This window comes from Megalodesulfovibrio gigas DSM 1382 = ATCC 19364 (assembly GCF_000468495.1).
Lineage (GTDB): Bacteria > Desulfobacterota > Desulfovibrionia > Desulfovibrionales > Desulfovibrionaceae > Megalodesulfovibrio > Megalodesulfovibrio gigas.
Map to the genome: position 1 here is coordinate 1,588,388 of NC_022444.1, position 19,471 is coordinate 1,607,858.

The 19,471-nt window shown below is 64.3% G+C and carries 18 protein-coding genes; 15 read left to right on the plus strand and 3 right to left on the minus strand.

The features are described 5' to 3' along the window. Positions 1–87 precede the first annotated feature (87 nt). Complete coding sequence (locus DGI_RS06915; RefSeq protein WP_034606893.1) at positions 88–495, minus strand: cytochrome c3 family protein; 408 nt, start codon at positions 493–495, stop codon at positions 88–90. A 525-nt stretch (positions 496–1,020) separates the two neighbouring features. Between DGI_RS06915 and DGI_RS06920 the strand changes: the two genes are divergently transcribed. The 3 genes from DGI_RS06920 to DGI_RS06930 all read left to right on the plus strand — a co-directional run bounded on the left by DGI_RS06920 (position 1,021) and on the right by DGI_RS06930 (position 3,085). Further along, a complete protein-coding gene (locus DGI_RS06920) occupies positions 1,021–1,587 on the plus strand; it encodes a DUF3426 domain-containing protein (protein WP_051286242.1) in 567 nt (188 codons plus the stop codon). A 62-nt stretch (positions 1,588–1,649) separates the two neighbouring features. Continuing rightward, a complete protein-coding gene (locus tag DGI_RS06925) occupies positions 1,650–2,567 on the plus strand; it encodes a nitroreductase family protein (RefSeq protein ID WP_021760117.1) in 918 nt (305 codons plus the stop codon). 2 nt (positions 2,568–2,569) lie between these two features. Further along, positions 2,570–3,085, plus strand: coding sequence for a DUF1499 domain-containing protein (locus DGI_RS06930; RefSeq protein ID WP_051286240.1), 516 nt, complete (start codon positions 2,570–2,572; stop codon positions 3,083–3,085). A gap of 7 nt (positions 3,086–3,092) precedes the next feature. Here the strand turns inward: DGI_RS06930 and uvrC are convergent, their stop codons facing one another. After that, positions 3,093–4,997, minus strand: coding sequence for an excinuclease ABC subunit UvrC (gene uvrC, locus DGI_RS06935; RefSeq protein ID WP_021760119.1), 1,905 nt, complete (start codon positions 4,995–4,997; stop codon positions 3,093–3,095). Between the two features lie 329 nt (positions 4,998–5,326). Here uvrC and DGI_RS06940 point away from each other — a divergent pair, with 329 nt between their 5' ends. The 6 genes from DGI_RS06940 (at position 5,327) to DGI_RS06965 (ending at position 10,998) form a co-directional block, all read left to right on the plus strand. After that, on the plus strand, positions 5,327–6,769 hold the full coding sequence (locus tag DGI_RS06940; protein WP_021760120.1) for an outer membrane homotrimeric porin: 1,443 nt from the start codon (positions 5,327–5,329) through the stop codon (positions 6,767–6,769). Positions 6,770–6,894: 125 nt separating this feature from the next. Continuing rightward, the gene (gene hisD / locus DGI_RS06945) at positions 6,895–8,238 is read left to right on the plus strand and encodes a histidinol dehydrogenase (RefSeq protein ID WP_021760121.1); all 1,344 of its coding nucleotides are present in this window, start codon (positions 6,895–6,897) and stop codon (positions 8,236–8,238) included. A gap of 8 nt (positions 8,239–8,246) precedes the next feature. After that, entirely contained in the window at positions 8,247–9,146 is a 900-nt protein-coding gene (locus tag DGI_RS06950) for a phosphoribosylaminoimidazolesuccinocarboxamide synthase (protein ID WP_021760122.1), read from the plus strand. Positions 9,147–9,502: 356 nt separating this feature from the next. Next, entirely contained in the window at positions 9,503–9,928 is a 426-nt protein-coding gene (locus DGI_RS18350) for a hypothetical protein (protein WP_144284138.1), read from the plus strand. Positions 9,929–9,944: 16 nt separating this feature from the next. Then, positions 9,945–10,562: a DUF488 domain-containing protein gene (locus DGI_RS06960; RefSeq protein WP_021760124.1), complete on the plus strand. Its 618-nt coding sequence runs from the start codon at positions 9,945–9,947 to the stop codon at positions 10,560–10,562. Then, a complete protein-coding gene (locus DGI_RS06965; RefSeq protein WP_021760125.1) occupies positions 10,555–10,998 on the plus strand; it encodes a DUF488 domain-containing protein in 444 nt (147 codons plus the stop codon). Before DGI_RS06960 ends, DGI_RS06965 begins: the two co-directional genes overlap by 8 nt. Positions 10,999–11,027: 29 nt before the next feature. Here the strand turns inward: DGI_RS06965 and DGI_RS06970 are convergent, their stop codons facing one another. After that, positions 11,028–11,897, minus strand: coding sequence for a B12-binding domain-containing radical SAM protein (locus tag DGI_RS06970; RefSeq protein WP_021760126.1), 870 nt, complete (start codon positions 11,895–11,897; stop codon positions 11,028–11,030). 137 nt (positions 11,898–12,034) lie between these two features. Between DGI_RS06970 and DGI_RS06975 the strand changes: the two genes are divergently transcribed. The 6 genes from DGI_RS06975 to DGI_RS07000 all read left to right on the plus strand — a co-directional run bounded on the left by DGI_RS06975 (position 12,035) and on the right by DGI_RS07000 (position 19,355). Continuing rightward, positions 12,035–12,430, plus strand: coding sequence for a cupin domain-containing protein (locus DGI_RS06975; RefSeq protein WP_021760127.1), 396 nt, complete (start codon positions 12,035–12,037; stop codon positions 12,428–12,430). Between the two features lie 26 nt (positions 12,431–12,456). Further along, the gene (locus tag DGI_RS17085; RefSeq protein ID WP_158407295.1) at positions 12,457–13,242 is read left to right on the plus strand and encodes an AraC family transcriptional regulator; all 786 of its coding nucleotides are present in this window, start codon (positions 12,457–12,459) and stop codon (positions 13,240–13,242) included. Positions 13,243–13,433: 191 nt separating this feature from the next. After that, positions 13,434–15,503: an acyl-CoA dehydrogenase family protein gene (locus DGI_RS06985; RefSeq protein WP_021760129.1), complete on the plus strand. Its 2,070-nt coding sequence runs from the start codon at positions 13,434–13,436 to the stop codon at positions 15,501–15,503. Positions 15,504–15,620: 117 nt separating this feature from the next. Beyond that, positions 15,621–17,477: a 4Fe-4S dicluster domain-containing protein gene (locus tag DGI_RS06990; RefSeq protein WP_021760130.1), complete on the plus strand. Its 1,857-nt coding sequence runs from the start codon at positions 15,621–15,623 to the stop codon at positions 17,475–17,477. 42 nt (positions 17,478–17,519) lie between these two features. Continuing rightward, entirely contained in the window at positions 17,520–18,326 is an 807-nt protein-coding gene (locus DGI_RS06995; protein ID WP_021760131.1) for an Electron transfer flavoprotein beta-subunit, read from the plus strand. A 9-nt stretch (positions 18,327–18,335) separates the two neighbouring features. Then, a complete protein-coding gene (locus tag DGI_RS07000) occupies positions 18,336–19,355 on the plus strand; it encodes an Electron transfer flavoprotein alpha/beta-subunit (RefSeq protein ID WP_021760132.1) in 1,020 nt (339 codons plus the stop codon). Positions 19,356–19,471 lie beyond the last annotated feature (116 nt).

Here is a 19,471-nt window from a genome sequence, read left to right on the forward strand (position 1 = left end):
CATGCGCACCGCCGCTCCCTGCGTCATAAAAAACGCCGGAGCAGGAAAATCCTGCCCCGGCGAGGTGCGTCCTGATGCGAGCTGCCGTTACTTCTGGGCAGCTTCGTGGCAGCCCTGCAGGCAGCCGATGGGGCCGGTTTGCTCGTTCTTGGCCTTCATGGCCTTGTGGCAGCCGCGGCAGCTGATTTCGCTTTCGCTGTGCCAGGCCTTGTAGAAGCCGCGTTCGTAGCTGCGATCGTCGCGGTCGATGTGGCAGTCGGCGCACTTCTGGAAGTCGCCGCAGCCGTCGAACATGTGATGGCAGGAAACGCAGGAGACGTTGCGGTGCTTGGCGTGGCTCATCTCCACTTTGCCGAAGCGAGGATGCGGGTCTTCGCCTTCGGGCGCGGTGATCACGACCTTGCAGGGCACATCCAGGGCCTGCAAGGAAGGCAGCATGATGCCGCACAGCATGAAACAGCAGGCCAGGCCGATGACGAGGGGCTTCTTGGTCATGAAAATTCTCCTCCAGTAAGGTCACTGTCAGGTGCCGACGCCCATGCCGGCGCCCGTGTCGGTCCTTGTCGGCTGAGGCCGCAGGGCCGTCTTCCCATTCCAACCACCATTTCAAAAAACATGCGCGCCTGGGCGCACATGACGTTGCCGTCAGCAGATTGTGAACTGCAGAATGCGCTGGCGTCCTGCAGTCACCGCAACCTAATGTGATAGAAGTAACAAGGCTGTCAAGTGGACAATGCGCGGCAACCCCGGGTGCGTTTCCCGCCAAGGCGCGCCAGGCTTTGCTCCGCGGGCATTTCAGGCTTTCCTGGCGGCGGGCTTATTTTGGGCGGGATGTCTGCGCAGGAACGGCAATTTGCGGCAACTGTCCGCCGTATCTCGTCTTGATTGTACATATTGGCGAATCAATCGAGCGGAACACGCTTGCCAAGGGTGGCAACTTGAGGCATGCGGCAGAGGATGAACACCACGCAGACATTGGCACAGACTGTTGCAAGGGGAGCCGCACCCGGTGTGCGGCGCATGCTGGCTTTGGCCATGCTCCTGGCGCTGGCCGTGTTGCCCGGCTGTTTTGGAGCCAGCGCCAACGCCGGGGACGCCTCCCGCCAGCCGGTCGAGAGCAACGGCGGAGCCCCGGCTGCCAGCGCCGGAGGGGACTATGTGCAGATGGCCGCCGGCCCCACGGGGCTGCCGGATCTGGACAAGCGCTTCAAGCTCCAGGGCGTGCGCCAGTATTACGTCAAAAACGAGCGGCTGGGCTCCATGCTGGTGGTGGAGGGCCGGGTGGTCAATGCCGGCAGGGAGCCGGTGGATCTGGTGGAAGTGGAGGCCACGCTGTTTGGCGCGGGCGGTGCGGTGCTCATGGTCAAGCGGGGCATGGCCGGCGTGACGTTGGCGCTCTCCCAGCTGGAAACCTTCCTGGAAGCGGACATCGAAGCCCTGCTCAACGACGAGGCCGGCATCCTGACCACCAACCGCAATGTGGCCGGCGGCGATTCCGTGCCGTTCATGGTGGTCTTTTTCAATCCGCCGGAAGGCGTGACGGAGTTTGCCGTCAAGGTGGCGGACGCCCAGCCTGCGGAAGCCTAGCGGGAACGTCCTGGGCGGGTGCGTTGCAGGACGAGACATTTTTTCTCTGGACGAAACCAATCATGTCGAGTCTGTATCAGGAAGTCCGCACCATTGTGGACGAGGAACGCTGCATCGGCTGCGGCCTGTGCGTGCGGGTGTGCCCGTCGCGGACCCTGCGTATGGTGGACGGCAAGGCCAAGCCCACCGGGCGCACGTCCATCCAGTGCGGGCACTGCCAGGCTGTGTGCCCCACGGGCGCGGTGCAGGTGACCACGCTGGACCCGCGCACCTACGAATTTGCCACGTTTTCGGCCTCGTCCGAGTGGTCCGGCTTCGGCAAGGACGATCCCGGCGTCCTGGCGCGACTCATGGCCTCGCGGCGGTCGTGTCGCAACTTCAAAGACGCCCCGGTCTCCCGCGACATGCTGGAGGATCTGGTCAAGCTCGGCATTGCCGCGCCCTCGGGCACCAACTCCCAGCGCTGGACCTTCACCCTGCTGCCCACCCGCGCGGCCGTGGCGCGGCACGTGGAAGACGTGGCCGGCTACTTCAACGCCCTGAACAAAAAGGCGGAAAAGCGCTGGCTGCGCCTGGGCCTGCGTCTGCTGGGCCAGCCGGAGCTGGAGCAGTACTACCGGTCCTATTACCGGGCCGTGGCCCGGGCGTATCGGGACTGGCAGGAGCATGGCATCGACCGGCTGTTCCACAGTGCGCCGGCGGCCATTCTGGTGGGCTGCGCCCCCGGGGCGAGCTGCCCGGCCGAGGATGCCCTGCTGGCCACCCAGAACATGCTGCTGGGCGCGCACGCCATGGGGCTGGGCACCTGCCTCATTGGCTATGCCGTGGCCGCCATGCGGCGGGACCCGACTATCCAGCAGCGGCTGGGCGTGCCGGGCGAGGAATGCATCTATGCCGTCATCGCCTTGGGTTGGCCCGACGAACGCTATCAGCACGTGGCGCTGCGTCGCATGCCGATCATCCGCGTGGCAGGAGATTGAATATGACCATAACCATGGCCCATGCGCGCGTCATGCTGTTCTGGGGCGCTTCCCTGCTGGCCATGGTGGTCGGCGGGTTGTACTGGCTGGCGCACCTGAGCACCGGCCTGACGCCGCCATTCTGGGAAACCGTGCCCGTGTGCGGGGTGACGCCCAATTGCGTCTCCAGCAAGAGCCCGGCCACGGCGGCGTCCCGCTTCCGCATCGACCCCATTCCCTTCCACGGCGGTGCGCCCGAGGCCATGCGCGCCCTGGAAGCCCTCCTGCGGGCCACGCCCGGCTTGGAAATCGTGACCGTGGGACCCAGCTCCATCCAGGCCCGGTTGCACAGCAACTTCTTTGGATTCATGGACGACCTGTTCTTCAGGGCCGAGCTGGCCGGAATTTCCGGGCAGGCGGCGCAGACGAAGGAAGGCGTCATCCACTGCTACAGCGCCTCCCGTGTGGGACACTGGGATTTCGGCGCCAACCGCCGCCGTCTGGAGCGGATTGCCGCCCAGTTCGCCGCGGTGCAATAATCCGGCATCAGGTCCGCAAGGCGGCCAGCTTCTCGGCGATGCGTCCGGCGCGTTTTTGGCCCAGGCCCGGCACCTGGGCCAGCTCCTCGGGGGTGGCTGCGAGCATCCGATCCCACGTTTGAAAATGATCCCACAACAGCCGGGCCGTCTTGGGGCCGATGCCGGGCGCCTGGAGCAGTTCGCTCTGCAGCACGGCCTTGCCGCGGGAACGACGATGGCTGCCGATGGCGAAGTGGTGCACCGAATCGCGCACACGCTGCAGAAACAGCAGCTCCGGCGACCCCGGGCGCAGGGGCAACGGGTTCTTGCGGCCGGGGAGGTAGATCATGTCCTCCAGGCTGTGCCGCTGCCGTCGCAGGCGCGTGGTTCCGGCGGCGGACTCGTCCTCCACGCGGCCCTTGGCGATAGCGGCCAGGGGAAAGGACTCGGTCCAGGCAGCCTTGTGGAAGCCGCTCAGGGTGGAAGCGAGCTGCCCGCGACCGCCGTCCACCAGCAGCAGATCCGGCCAGGGCGGTCCCGAGGCCAGGCGGCGGGCGGCCCAGGCGTGGAGCACGGCGTAATCGTCCCCGGGCGCGCCGGGCAGGGCGTCCGGATCAAAGGCGTAGGCCTTGGACTGATCCTTGCGATGTTGCCCGTCCACATAGACGATGACCCCCACACGCGTCTGCTCCCCCCGGGTGTGGGAGACGTCCACCGCCTCGATGCGCCGCGGGACGGCCGGCAGGTGCAGGGCGCGTTGCACGGCGACCAGCAGGGTTTCTGGATCGTCGCCGGCGCGTGATTCCTGGCGGGCGGCTTCGCGGGCATTGGTCTGGGCCAGGGCCATCAGCTTCTTTTCCGTGGTGGAACGCGGCGGCAGCAGTCGCACCGGCCCGCCGCGCCGCTCGGTCAGCACCTGGGCGTGCTCCTGACTCAAGGAGAAGTCCTGATCTGCATCCATCACATTGATATCATATGGAATGATGATGCGGGACGGGATGAAGCGGCCGGCCTCGTAATACTGCATCAAAAAGCCGGCCACGGCCTCGGGGCCGTGCTCCAGGGTGAGGCCGGGCCAGAAATACTGCTTTTTGTCCAGGAGCCGGCCGCGCCGCACAAAGAGCAGGGCCAGGCCCAGGCCGGCCTCGGACTGCGCCAGGGCCAGCACATCCACCGTTTCTTCCGTGGTCAGCACGGCCACCTGCTGCTCCACCGTGGCCCGCACGGCAGCCACCTGATCGCGCAGGCGGGCGGCGTCCTCAAACTCCAGGGCCTCGGCGGCGGCGTGCATCTGCTTCTCCAGCACCTCGATGAGCTCGCGGGACCGGCCGGCCAGCAGCATCTCCACGCGTTCCACCATGCGGGCGTATTCGCGCACGTCCACGTCGTACACGCAGGGGCCAAGACACAACCCCATATGATGATACAGGCAGGGCCGGACGCGGTTGCGGAAGACATGCCCGGAGCAGCGGCGCAGGGGGAAAATCTGGTGGATGGCCTTCCAGGCGTCCCGGGCGACCTTGGCGGAGGTGAAGGGGCCAAAGTACACGGACCCGTCGCGGACCACGCGGCGGGTGATGGTCAGGCGGGGAAACTGGTGCTTTTTCTCCAGTTTGAAGAGGGCGTACTGCTTGTCGTCGCGCAGGACGATGTTGTAGCGCGGGCGATGCTTCTTGATGAGGGAGGCTTCCAGCAGCAGGGCTTCTTTTTCCGTGTCCGTGCACAGGGTGTCCAGGGAGGTCGCCACCTTGAGCATGGATTTCGTCTTGAGCGGCAGGGCGTCGTCGCGCTGAAAATAACTGGCCAGGCGCTTGCGCAACACCTTGGCCTTGCCCACATACACAATGCGGCCCTGGGCGTCCTTGAACAGATAGACGCCGGGGGTGAGGGGCTGGGCAGGCAGGCTGGCGGCCAGGGGGTGGGGGGTGTGCATGGGGTCTGATAATTCGGGGGGCAGGGGAGGGCAAGCCCGGGGCAACGGGGTGGCGAGTGGAAAAATTTTGATGGACGGATTGTAATCCGACGCGCAAATGCCGTCCTGAAGCAAGGGTATGACGTTTTATTTCAGACTGTTGTATTGAATTATTGGGCGGCAGGGCGCTCGGGGGGGCGAGTATAAGAATTTTGACCGTATAAAAATTTTGACTGCCGTCAACAAAACGACTTGCCAGGGGTGTGGAGTGGGGGTAAAAGGGGCACCGGAAGGTTGAGATGGACAAGCAGTCAACCGTGTCTTTCAGCAAAAGCAATAGGAGAAGGCTCATGAAGCGCATTATGACCCTCGCCCTCGCCGCCATCTTCGTTCTGGGTTCCATCGCCATGGCCCAGGCCGTCGAAGTGAAAGTGAAGGGTAACTTCCAGTTCAACTGGTCGTACATCGATCTCGGCAATTTCGGTCCTGACTTTGACGACACCGACCACTTTGACGCCCGTCAGCGCACCCGCGTGCAGGTTGATTTCATCGCCAGCGAAAACCTGCAGGGCATCTTGATGTTTGAAATCGGCGAAATCCGCTGGGGCAGCGCCGCTACCGTGGGCCGCGGCTCCGGTGGCGCTCTGGGCGCTGACGGCGTGAACGTCGAAACCAAGCGCGCTTTCATTCAGTTCAACATCCCTGACACCGACCTGCTGTTCTCCGTTGGTATCCAGGGCCTGGCCGCCCCCGGCGTCATCGCGGGTTCCCCCCTGTTCGACGACGACGTGGCTGCCGTGCTGGCGCAGTACCCCATCAACGACATGATCACCATCGGCGCCTTCTGGGCCCGTTTGTATGATGTCGCCACCAATGGTACCCCCAACCCCTTTGACGAACTCGACATGTTCGGCATCCTCGCCCCCATCAAGGGCGACGGCTGGATGCTGCACCCCTACTTCGTGTTCGCCCTCGTGGGCCGTGACTACGTGTTCAACTACCTGAATGGCGGCGTGGGCAACACCCCCGAACTGCTGCCCCCCGCCATCTACTCCGGCGCCGTGGTCCCCACTTCCCGCGCCGCTCTTGATCAGCGCACCTTCGCTTGGTGGGCTGGCTCGACCTTCACCCTCGACATGTTCGACCCCTTCACCTTCATGCTTGAAGGCCTGTACGGCTCCGTCGAAGCCAAGCATGACGCCGCTGACCGCAAGGGCTTCTACCTGGCCGCTGAAATCGACTACGCCCTGGACTTCATGACCGTTGGTCTGATGGGCTGGTACGCTTCCGGTGAAGACGCTTCCTGGCGCAACGGCTCCGAGCAGCTGCCCATGGTTGCTGGCGACTGGAACCCCACCAGCTTTGCCTGGGACGGTGGCGACCTGATCTCCTCCGGTGGCGCCCTGGCCGGTACTGCCGACCTGAGCCACAACAACCCCGCTGGCAAGTGGGGCGTTGCCCTCCTGTTCAAGGATATCTCCTTCGTGGAAGACCTCACCCATCAGGTGCGTTTCCTCTACGGTGGCGGTACCAACAGCTCCAAGAGCCGCCGCATCCGCACCCAGCTGGCCAACGGCACCGTGCTGGTCACTCCTGTGACCGACGGTATCGAACTGACCACCGCCGACCAGCTCTTCGAAGTGAACTTCGACAGCAAGTACATGCTGTATGAAAACCTGGCTCTTATCCTCGAGCTGGGCCTCATGCACGTGAACTACGGCAACACCCTGTACACCATCGCCGACGAAGGCACTGGTTACAAGGTGGCCTGGGGTCTGAACTACAAGTTCTAAGACCGTGTGACGACTGGCTTGTCCGGGCCGGGACCTTCGGGTCCCGGCCTTTTGCATTTTCTTTACCCTCGACTTTTTCGCCGCGCATTATTATCGATGGGTCCACCAACACCCGAGGAGACCCCATGGCTTGCATTCGTTGGCAATACCCTGATCCCGACAGCTGGTCCGCCATTGCCGCGCACATGGCGCAGCGCAAGGACCCCGGCCTGGATGTGGTGAGCGTGGTTCGGGAGATCCTGACCCGTGTTCGCGCCGAGGGCGATGCCGCCCTGGCAGACTGCACCGCCCGCTTCGATTGTCCCGGTTTCACCACCGCCATGCTCAAGGTGCCCACGGCATCCCTTGCTGCGGCCCTGGCCACGGACGATGCGACGTTCCAGGCGGATATGGACATCATCAAGGAAGCCGCGGCCAATATCCGCGCCTACCATCAGGCCCAGGTGCAGCAGAGCTGGTGGCGGCCCCACGCCGACGGCAGCATCACCGGGCAGCTGGTCCGGCCCGTGGACCGCGTGGGCCTGTACGTGCCCGGCGGCCAGGGCGGCGAAACGCCCCTCATTTCCAGCCTGCTCATGAACGCCATCCCTGCCCAGGTGGCCGGCGTGGCGGAGATTGCCGTGGTCTCGCCGCCGCGCAAGGACGGCACCCTGAACCCGTACATTCTGGCCACCGCTGCATTGCTGGGCATTGAGGAAGTGTACGCCACGGGCAGCGCCTGGGCCGTGGCGGCCCTGGCCTACGGCACGCAGTCCATCCGGCCTGTGGATGTCATCGCCGGTCCTGGCAACCTGTATGTGGCCACGGCCAAGCAGTTGCTCATCGGGGAGATCGGCATCGACATGATCGCCGGCCCCAGCGAGATCTGCATCATCGCCGAGGACATTCCCGGCCGCGACCTGACCCGCCGCGCTGCCTGGCTGGCTGCGGACATGCTCTCCCAGGCCGAACACGACGCTCTGGCCGCCGCGGTGTGCATCTCGCCCTCCGCCGCCCTGCTGGACGCCGTGCGCGCCGAGCTGGAGCGCCAGTGCCAGGCCCTGCCCCGGCACGAGATCGCCACCCGCTGCCTCAAGGACTTCGGGGCGCTGGTGCAGGTGCCGGATCTGGACACCGCGGCCGAGCTGTCCAACCGCTTTGCCCCGGAACACCTGGAGCTGGCCGTGGCTGATCCCTGGGCGCTGCTGGGCAAAATCCGCCATGCCGGCGCGATTTTTCTGGGCGATCATACCCCCGAGCCCGTGGGCGACTACTTTGCCGGCCCCAACCACGTGTTGCCCACCCTGGGCACGGCGCGGTTCGCCTCGGCCCTGGGCGTGGACAATTTCTGCAAGAAGTCCAGCGTTATCGCCACCTCACCGGCGTTTCTGCAGGCCCATGGGGACAAGATTGCCCGCTTTGCCCGCCTGGAAGGCCTGGAGGCGCACGCCCGCGCCGTGGAATGCCGCAACAAGGATCAAGCCTCGTAGGAGCCGTCATGGACGCCGTCATCCAGACCAGCATTCCCGAGTACCCGTTGCTGCATCGCGGCAAGGTCCGGGATATCTATGAAATCTCGCCGGAAGCGCTGCTTCTGGTCACCACGGACCGCATCTCGGCCTATGATGTGGTCATGGATCAGCCCATCCCCCAGAAAGGTGCGGTGCTCAATCAGATCACACTCTTCTGGATGGAGATGATGGCCCCGTTGGTGAAAAATCACCTGCTGGCCGCGGACGTGCAGGACATGCCCGCCCCGCTGCACCAGCACGCCGCCCAACTGCAGGGCCGCAGCGTGCTGGTGCGCAAGTGCAAGCCGCTGCCCGTGGAATGCATTGTGCGCGGGTACATCACCGGCTCTGGCTGGAGCGATTACCGCAAGACCGGCGCCGTCTGCGGCCATGCCCTGCCGGCGGGGTTGCTGGAATCCCAGGAGCTGCCGCAGCCGCTGTTCACGCCGTCCACCAAGGCGGAGCTGGGCGCGCACGACGAGAACATCACCGTGGAGCAGGCCAAGGCCATCGCGGGCGAGGGGCTGACCGCCCAGGCCGAGGCCCTGGCCCTGGCCATCTACAACAAGGGCCGGGACTATGCCCGCTCCCGGGGCATCATCATTGCGGATACGAAATTCGAATTCGGCGTGCTGGACGGCGAATTGCTGCTCATCGACGAGGTGCTGACGCCGGACTCCTCCCGCTTCTGGCCGGCAGACGGCTACCAGCCCGGCCAGGGCCAGCCCAGCTTTGACAAGCAGTTCCTGCGGGACTGGCTCTCTGCCCAGCCCTGGAACAAGGAACCCCCGCCGCCGGCCCTGCCGCAGGACATCATCGACCAGACCCGCGCCAAGTACCTGGACGCCTTCGAACGGCTGACGGGGAAGGCGTTGCCGGTGGGGTAAGAGAGAATAACCTGCGGTGTAATGTGTCATGTCTATATTGCAAGGCGACTTCGTTTTGGCTAGTATATGGCATGAACATTATATTGACTGACATGACAATGCTCAGCGGGCAGCATGTATGTATCGCCGGGGTGCTTTTCGGGAGCGATTTTTGTATTCGCCCAGATTTGAAATGGACGGTACACGCCTGCCGGGCCAGGGGACTAATGCCTGGGGATGGATTGCAGGGGGATTTCGATTCCAGCGGGAGTCCCCCTCCGCATGTGGAGGACCATCGTCCCCAGGGTCAACCGATGTATGGGCGTCTGGAGAGGGCACACCTTCGATGCGCCCTGGAACGGACGCAGGCGGGTTCAGTGGCAGAAGGCTTTGGCTGCGAGTTGCCGGTGGGCGAGAAAAGCCTTTATTCGGAAGCGTGTCGCCCAATAAAGTCCATTGTCACCATCCGCGTTGCGCCGGATTCCATCCAGCTGTATTGGGATGATTACAGGGCAGAGCCGCAACTGCGAGTGGGCTTTCAGGACGGCTCAGGAATGCGGTTTGTGCGTCCATATAAAGACTTGTTACCGGTCGAATATATGAAGAATAACCAATTGGATGACGACGTACTTCGCCGGATGCGACGGTTTATCGACTATGCAGAGGATGTCTTCCTGCGCATAGGCTTGAGCCGGGTATGGGAATCCCCCCATGATGGTAGACGGGGCTATTGGCTGCAGGTAAACGGCATACATACATTCCCTGATCCGCTCTTCTCGGATTGGGATACGCCGATGTTCTGAGTGAGGATGTTGTGCCATGCCCGTGTTGTACACCATAGGATATGCGCCACTGACCCTCGAGAGCTTGGCGGGGTACCTGCTGCGCTATGGTGTGACGGCATTGGCGGATGTACGTTCTGTGCCGCGCACCTCGTTCAAGCCTGAATTTAATGGCGATCAATTGCAGCTTTTTCTCCGGCAGCAGGGAATCGCCTACGTCTATTTGGGGGACTCCCTGGGGGCCCGCTATACGGATGTAGCAGTGCTTGAACATGGCATTGCCGTGTACGAACGCATTGCAGAGACGGATTTATTCAGGAAGGGGCTGAAGCGACTTGACGAGGGGGTGCGCCATTTTACGGTGTGTCTTCTCTGTGCCGAAAAGGATCCTTTGGATTGCCATCGCGCCGTGCTCGTGTCTCGGCAGGCGATGAAAACCATTTCAGGGCTTGCCATTCATCATATACTCGCGGATGGTTCCCTGGAGTCGCACGCGGAGTTGGAAGCGCGCATGTGCAGGCGATATGGCCTGGATCAGCTCCTTTTGCCGCTTGGCGGAGGGGGGGCGGATGCAACCCAAGCTGAGGCCTATCGGCGGCATGGACGAGAAATTGCATTCCGCATGCACACAGACGCAGGGGCCGGGTATGGATGAAGGTATTCTTTTTACGATAGGCTTCACAAAAAAATCTGCCGAATCGTTTTTCACCATGCTTGAGCGCAGCGGCATCCGCGCGATCATTGACGTCCGTTTGCAGAATACGTCCCATCTTGCCGGATTTACAAAAAAAGAAGATTTGATCTTTTTTCTGAACCGCATCATAAAGTGTGAGTATATGCATCGTCCCGAATGGGCGCCGACCGCCGCATTGCTCGATGCATACAAAAAAAAAGAAATCGCGTGGGGTGACTACGCGAGCCAGTTTGACCAATTGCTGCAAGAACGGTTTGCGAGAAAGGATTTTTCCATCCAGGCTTTGGATCGCACTTGCCTACTTTGCAGCGAGGTAACGGCCGATTGCTGTCACCGTAGGCTGGTGGCTGAATGGCTTCAACGGCAATTGCCAGGGCTTGTTGTGCAACATTTGTAACGCTGCCAGGATATCGGCGCGGGCATGCCTCACAACCGCCTGAACCGCTCCTCTTTCAGGGCCACCTTGCCGGCCAGGGCCTGATCCAGCAGGGCCAGGGTGGCGTCCTTGTCCCGCGGCAGGCGCAGGGTCATGGGCAGGTGATTGGACGCATGATTGGCCAGGAACAGCCCGCGTTCCAGGTGAGTATGGGCCAGCAGTTCCCGCAGTTCGGCCAGCAGGCCGTGGGCATCGGGCAGTTGGAAGCGTCCCTCCTGCGCCGCGTCGTACAGGGGCGTGCCAGGAATGAGCATCAGGGAGAGCGCCGCCGTCTGGTCCGGCTGCAGGGCCGTCAGGGCCTCGCCGGTGCGGCGGGCGTGGGACATGGATCCGTCCATCCCGGCCAGACCCAGCAGCACGGTGACGTTCAGCTTCATGCCCGCAGCCATGAGCCGGCCCGCCTGGGCGATCTGCGTCGCTGCATCCACGCCTTTGTGCACGGCGGCCAACACGGCGTCGTCCCCGCTTTCCAGGCCCAGATAGCAGAGGGACAGCCCGGCCTCCCGCAGTTCCCGCAATTCCTCGTCCGATTTGCGCGCCACATTGCGCGCCGCGGCATACGTGGCCACGCGCACCACCCAGGGCAGCTTTTCGCGGATCATCCCCAACAGATGCAGCAGCTTGTTCTGAGAGAGGCACAGGGCATCGCCATCGCACAAAAAGACGCGACGGATGCGCCGGCAGTGGCGGGCGGCCCAGTCCAGATCGGCCTGGATGCGTTCCCAGGGTTTGACGCGAAACGGCTTGCCCAGGTATGCGCCGCAAAAGGTACAGGCATTGTGCGTGCAGCCCAGGGTGACCTGGAGCAGGATGGAATCGGCCTCGCCGGGGGGCCGGATCACGGAACCTTGCAGATCCATAGGTGTCTCCTGTGGCGTGCAGGGTAGCCGGGGCAGGGCAGGGGATGCAAGGAAAGATCGCAAGATCCGCCAAGACGCTTGCTGCGCTCTGACGTACGGTGTCGGGCAACTGTAACGTCTTGCAAAGGAATACGGATATGGATCATGCTCTTCATTACGGCGAGTGCCTGGCCAATGGCGCGGTGGAAACGTTGCACGCCCGGGTGGACGCCGAAGGCATTCCCTGGTCCCCGCATCCCGTCTATGCCGGGGTGTGGGTGAAGCACTTGGTCTGCGGCGCAGAGACGGGCGGCCGAGCTTCCTGCCACTTGGTGCGCGTGGAGCCGGGCTGCAGTCTGGCATCCCACGTCCACGAGCAGCAGTTGGAACTGCATGAGGTGGTGGTCGGCTCCGGCCAGGCCCTGGTCCAGGGCAAGGCAATGGCCTATGCGCCGGGGGTGGTGGCCGTCATTCCCCAGGGCGTGCACCATGAAGTGCTGGCCAGTGCGGACGGCCTGTGGTTGCGGGCCACCTTTGCACCGGCGCTCAAATGAGCCGGGGTCGCCTTCGCAGGGTCGCCGTGGCTGGCCTGGAGGGGGTGGAGCTGGTGCTGGCCCGCGGGATCTGGTCGCGATTTCAGCCGCATGCACATGACGGGTTGTGCGTGGGCCTGCTGGATGCCGGCGTGCGGGTGGTGACCCTGGAACAGGTGTCGTACGTCATTGAGCCTGGGCAGCTGTTCGTCATCAATATCGGGGCGCGGCATCAGTGCCACAGTCCTGGCCCCCACAGCTACCAGGTGCTGCGGCTGCCCGCGGCCCTGGTGCGATCATTGATGGATCATGGCGAGTTGCCGTATTTTTCTCGTACATGGATCGACGATGCCGAACTGGCCCGTCAGTTTCGACACTTGCCCGGGCTGCTGCTTCGCCCCGGGCCCGTGCGCGCACGGGCGGAGCCGTTGCAGGCATTTGTGTGGGAGCTGCTCCGCCATGCTGCGCCGGGCGTCCAGGCGTCTGGGGCGGCGTCTGGGACGGCGTTGGCGTTGGGGGAGGACGATCCCCGCCTGGCGCTTGCCGTGGCGTACATCCGCGAGCATCATGCCGAGCCCTTGCGGCTGGCGGAGGTGGCGGAGGTGGCGGGATTGTCGGCGTGTCATTTTCAGCGGAAGTTTCTGCGGGCCACGGGCCTTTCGCCCCTGGAATTTCAGCAGCGCGAACGCGTTCGCCGGGCCTGTACCCTGCTTGAGTCAGGCATCTCCCTGGCCGAGGCCGCCCTGGCTGTGGGGTGCTGTGATCAAAGTCAGTTGTGCCGGATCTTTAACGGCTGTCTTGGAATGGCCCCGACGGTCTGGCGGGGCTGCTGACCTCCTCCATCATTCGAGTGTCACGTGGCCGCCACATGCGTCCAGGTGCATTGTCACAAATGGTACAAATGGCCTGTGCGTTGACTCGAACGCCATGATACAGTATGTGCCACATACCTATCTTGTCCAATCAGGACTACCCACCGTCTGGCCATTTGGTCAACACGCTAACATAACTCAGGATGATGCACATGGAGACATTGCGCACCCTGCCGGGCGACGACGTTCGACAGATCATGTGGCGATTTGCCGACAGATTCGATTTGCAAATGCTGGTGCAATCCACCCGCGCGGTGGCCAGAAGCGTGGCGGCACGTCTGGTGGCCGACGGCCAGCGCACCACCCACGAATGGACCGCGGAAAAGGCCTCGCTGCTCACCGCCATGGACGGGGCCGGCGTTACCTCCATGTTCCTGGAGCCGAAATACGGCGGGTACATCGAAGGTCCCAAAAACCTGGCCATGAGCCTCACGGCCTTTGAACTGGCCTGGGTGGACGGTGGCGCGGCCACCTGCGCCCTGGCGTCGGATCTGGCCCTGGCGCCCATCAACGAAAAGGGCACCGAGGAACAGAAGGATTTCGTCTTCCCCAACATCTGCCCGCCCCAGCCCGGCGAGGACCGCGAAATCTGGCGTGGCGCCTTCGCCCTCACCGAACCCCTGCCGTACGTGGGTGTGGACACCGGTGTGCTGGTGGGCAAGGTGCGCGTGGCCGAGTGGGAAGAGGGCAAGGAGCCCATGCTGCAGGTGGACAAGCGCGGCCGCTTCATCACCAACATGGAATTCGCCAACTTCGTCACCGCCGCCGTGGCCAGCGACGATCCCCGCATCAAATCCTCCTGCATCATCCTGTTGCTCAAGGACGATGAAGGCTCCTGGGATCCCGGTGCGCCCACCAAGAAGCTGGTGCATCAGCTGTCCGCCACCAATGATCCCGTGCTCAATGTCAAGGTGCCGGCCAGCCGGATCATCGGCGGCTACACCGTGAAGGACGGCGTCATCGTTCCCAACGTCTCCCACTCCGACGCCATCGCCTCGGTCTTCACCCGCACCCGGATTCCCGTGGGCGTGATGACCTCGGCCAAGCTGCTGTCGGCCGTGGAACCGGTCATCCGCTACCAGCGCCAGCGCTTCCGCGGCGGCGAGGCGGCCCAGCCGGGCTCTCCGCGCTACGAACTGGGCCTGCAGATGAACGAGGATCCCTGCCATCGTCTGGTGGATGTCTGGGCCACGGGCGAGGCCGGGGCTTCCCTGGGCTTCGAGACGTCCCGCATCTGCGACCGCTTCGATGCCCTGGAAAAGGGCAAGGAAGCGCTGCTGCACAGCCAGGGCATCTCCGGCGTGCGCGCCGAGGCCAAGGCCCTCAAGGCTGTACAGGATAAGGCCCTGGCCTACCTGGCCGAAGTGGGCAAGCCCGATGGCGACGCCGCTATCATTGCCGACGCGGAAGCCGACGTGCTGGTGCAGTTCCTGGTGCACCACGCCATGACCGGCGTGCTCATCCCCAGCTGCAAGCTCTGGAACACCGGCTTTGGCGCGACAATGATGCGCGAGGCCGTGTCCCTCATGGGCGGCTACGGCATCACCGAAGACTGCCCCGGCTTCCTGGGCATGAAGTGGATGGATGCCCAGCTGGAAGCCACCTATGAAGGCCCTGAGTCCGTGCAGCGCCGTCAGCTCACGACCACCATCGATCAGCCGGTTTTCCTGGCGCTGTGCCGGAACTGGACTGCCGAACTGAAAGCCATTGCCGCAGACCGCCCCGCCACCGGCGCCGGGGCCCTGGCTGCGTCCATGGATCTGTGGATGTGGGCGCTGGACTACCTGACCAAGAGCAAGGATCCCCAGGGCAAGCCGCTCTTCCACGCCAAGCGTCAGGGTGTGTCCTTCGCCATGGCCGATGCCGTGGCCTGGCTGATGGCCGCCCGTTGCCAGCTGCTGGACGTGCTGGAGCTGGAAGCCAAGGGCCCGGAAAACCCGGTGGTGGCCGACGGCCTGGAAGGCACGGTGCAGTTCTTCATGGACCTGTTCACCGTGCATGCCGCGCGCACGGCCGGCGAAGTGGGCCGCATCGTGGCCGAGCTGGTGCTGGGCTACCTGCAGCCCGAAGGCGATGCCGCCAGCCTCCCCGAGTGGGAAACCTACTGCAACCTGCGTTGCGCCGTGGAAGCCCGTCTGGCCGGCTGCCGTCTGGCCAAGGACCGCGCTGCCCACGCCGTGACCCAGGTGATGATCCCCGAAGCATTGGACTACCCTCAATAGGGACGTCCGTGGTGTTGGCCGGGAGGTGTTGCACACGCCTCCCGGCCCTCTTTCCGAGGACGTCTGCTCCCGGGAATGCCCTCAACCCCGATTTTTCCTGCACAGGATCTACCTGACATGACGATGGAAATCGAACGCCAGTCCATGGATGTGGATATCGTCTGCGTGGGCTTCGGGCCTGCCTCGGCCGGGTTCCTCACCACCCTGTCCCGCGGGCTGGTGGACGAACACGGCATGCCCGTGGCCGAATCCGTGGCCATGCCCGGCATGCCGCCGCAGGTGATCTGTTACGAACGCGCGGATGACGTCGGCTTCGGCGTCTCAGGCGTGGTCACCAAGGCGGAAGCCATCAAGGCTTCCTTCCCTGACCAGGATTTCAGCGAGATTCCCAACGCCCACAGTGTCACCGAAGAAAAGGTGGTCTGGATGTTTGATCCGCAGGGCCCCAAAGGTCCTTCGCGGCGCTCCAGACTCCTGACCCTGGGCGAAAAGGCCATGAAACTGGCCCTCAAAGCGCGCGACGCCGCGGTGGAACTGCCGTACATCCCGCCATTTCTGGACAAGCACGGCGGCCTGGTGCTTTCCATCGGCCAGTTCTGCCAGTGGGCCGGGGCCAATGTGATGGGCTCGGGTCTGGCGCAGGTCTGGCCGGGCATGCCCGTGCAGCAGGCCCTGCTGGAGCAGGGCAGGGTGGTGGGCGTGCGCCTGGCCGATCAGGGCGTGGACAAGGCCGGCACCCCCGAGGCCGGCTTCATGCCCGGCATGGACATCAAGGCCCAGCTCACGGTGGTGGGCGATGGCCCCGTGGGCGCGGTGGGCCGCCAGCTCGATCAGACCCTGGGCCTGCCCGACGGCCACCATCAGCGCGATTGGGCTGTGGGCATGAAGATGGTGGTGGAACTGCCCGCGGATTGCCCCCTGCAGCCCGGCTGCGTGCTGCACACCCTGGGGTACCCGGAGCCGGAAATCTTCGGCTTCCTGTATGTGTATCCCAACAACATCGCATCCATGGGGATTTTCGTCCCCTCCTGGTTCGATTCCCCGGTGCGCACGGCCTACCGCTACCTGCAGCACTGGATGCTGCACCCGTACATTCAGAATATCATCAAGGGCGGCAAGCTGCTGAGTTGGGGCGCCAAGTCCATCCAGGAAGCCGGCAAGCAGGGCGAACCCTTCCTCGTGGGCGACGGGTTTGCCCGCATCGGCGAAGGATCCGGCTCCACCAACTGCCTGACCAATTCCGGCGTGGACGAAGCCTGGGCCACAGGCGCGATGCTGGGCGAGGCCGTGCTGGAACTCCTGAAGGAAAACAAGCCCTTCACCAAGGAGAATCTGGAGGCCACCTACCTGCGCCGCCGTCGCAATTCCTGGGTGGAGGCCGGTGCCCTGCGCGCCGCCCATGCCCGGGACGGCTTCCAGAAGTCCCTGGTCCAGGGGCTCCTGGGCGTGGGGCTGGCGGGGATGACCAACGGCCGCTGGAACTGGCCGGCCAAATCCCGCACGCCGCAGTCCCGCATCCCCACGGTGGAGGCCTACTACAAGGGCCGCATCGCCCCCGAGGACATCGAAGCCATCCGCAAGGAGTGCAAGGCCAAGGGCCTTTCCCTGCACGATGCCCTGATGGACCGCGCCGGCTGGCCGGAAATCCCCCTGGACGGCGAGCTGTTCATCTCCCACCAGGATGCCCTGCTCCTGGGCGGCAAGGTCCAGGCCCCGGCAGGCTATGCAGACCATGTGCGCTTCGCCTCTCCGGAACTCTGCCGCCACTGTCGCGAGCAGGTGTGCGTGGAGGCCTGTTCCGGCCAGGCCATCACCACCAATCCGGAAGATGGCCCGCCGCTGTTTGATCGTGAAAAATGCGTCCACTGCGGAGCCTGTCTGTGGAATTGTTCCAAAAACCATCCGCAGCATCCCGAACGCACCAATGTGGACTTTCTGGCCGGCGCAGGCGGTTTGCATTCCGCCGACAACTGATCCGCCACTGATTCGCCGGCAAGGCGTGTTGAAGGAGAAACCATGAGTCAGCCCTATCATATCGTTGTGTGCGGGAGCATTGTTCCCGATCCGCTGCAGACCCTGGAACCGGCCCTCGGTCCGGCCGGCTGGGGTCTGAAGAACGAGTTGCAGTTGCCCGCCGTGCTGGACCCCTGGGTCGCGCACGCCCTGTTCGAGGCCGCCAATCTGGCCAAGCAGGTTCCCGGCAGCAAGGTCACGCTGGTCAGCCTGGGGCCCAAGGCCAAGCTGCAGCAGGTGATGATGCAGGTGGCCCAGAAGGCCCCCTTTGAGCTGGTGGTGCGCGATGGCCCTGCCGGCGGCTTTGTGGATGCAGCCGAAGTGGCCGCCGTGCTGGCCGAGGCCGTGAACTCCATCCCCGGCCTGGACAAAAGCCGCCTGCTGCTCTTCGGCGGCTGGCAGTCCGCCTCGCGCGGGGCTGGCGCCACCCTGCAGATTCTGGGTGAACTGCTCGGCATTACGGAACAATTCCAGGGTGTGGACCTCTGCCAGGTGCAGGGCGATTCCCTGCTCATCAAGGAACGCATCGAAGGCGGCAGCTATCTGGTGAGCGAGCTGGCCAACCCGCCGGCCGTGCTCGGCTGGGCCACCGGTTCCCTGCCTGAGCCGCCCAACAATCCCCAGGTGGGCATGCAGAACATGCGTCTGGTGATGCCGGCCTTGCAGAAGGCGCAGCCGGCCAAGGTGGGCGCGGAAGGCGTGACCTATGCCGCCGTGGAGCTGCCCAGGCAGCGCCGCGAAACGCGCGTCGTCAAGGATGTCCCCGTGGATGACATTGCCCGCGAAATTGCGGACTGGATTCGCAGCTAAGGAGCCGTCATGGAAACCATTCTGCTGTTGCTCGCCCCTGAACTCGACGGCACGCTGGGCAAGAACTCCCTGGAGGCCGTGACGGCCGCCGCCACCCTGGCCACGGATCTGGGCGCCACCTTCAAGGTGGGCCTCTTCGGCAAGACCGTGCAGCCCCTGGCCGATCAACTGGCCGGCTGCGGTGCGGAAGCCTTCTTCGCCGTGTCCGATGATGCCCTGGGCATGCCCCGCTATGCCACGGACGCCGCCGCTGCGGCGGCCCTGGTGCAGGCCGCTGCGCCGTCCATCGTGCTGGCCCCGGCCACCTCGCGTCTGGCCCGCATCCTGCCCGGTGTGGCCCAGCGCACCGGCGGCCGTGTTGATACCTTTGTCACCGAACTGGCCGCCGAGAACGGCGCGCCGGTGATCACCCGCTGGTACTACCGCCAGCGCATGGCCGCCAAGCAGAGCCGTGCGCAGCGGCCCTGGTGCATCAGCCTTGCCGGCGGTTGCGCCGCGCCCTATGCCGGCGCTGCCGGTCAGGCCGCAGCCACGGCTGTGCCCTTTGCCGTGCCAGCTTCGGCCACGCGCATCGCCGGTGTGGATGCCCCGGCCGCCGATGCCCAGACCATCCGTCCCGATGCGCAGCTGCTCTTTGTCACCGGCGCAGGCTGGACCAAGAAGCAGGCCGGTGCGGTTCGTCTGGAAGAGGCCAGCAGCCTGATCCTCGGCTTCCTGGACGCCACCCAGTCCTCCCTGGGCAGCACCAAGTCCCTGGTGGATCTGGGCGGCGAAGGCCACGGCGTGTTGCCCTTCCTCTCGCACATGCACCAGGTGGGCCAGACCGGTTCCACCCCCCGCCACAAGAAAGGCCTGGCCACCTGCTGCCACGGCGAGGAACCCCACGTGGTGGGCTGGCGCTTCATCACCGAACGCCGGGCCGTGAACCTGGACGCCTCCTGCGGCTGGGCCCAGGGCAAGGCCGACGTGCTCTACGTGGCCGATGCCTTCGCGGTCATGGAAAAAGTCAATGCCCTGCTGAAAGGCTAGGGCAGAATCCCCTTGCGAAGAGTTTTCTGGGGGAACCCCTTTTTGCAGAAAGGGGTTCCCCCAGACCCCCCCTCCCCAAAGACTCTTGTTAGAATTGCAAGATATTATCAAAGTTT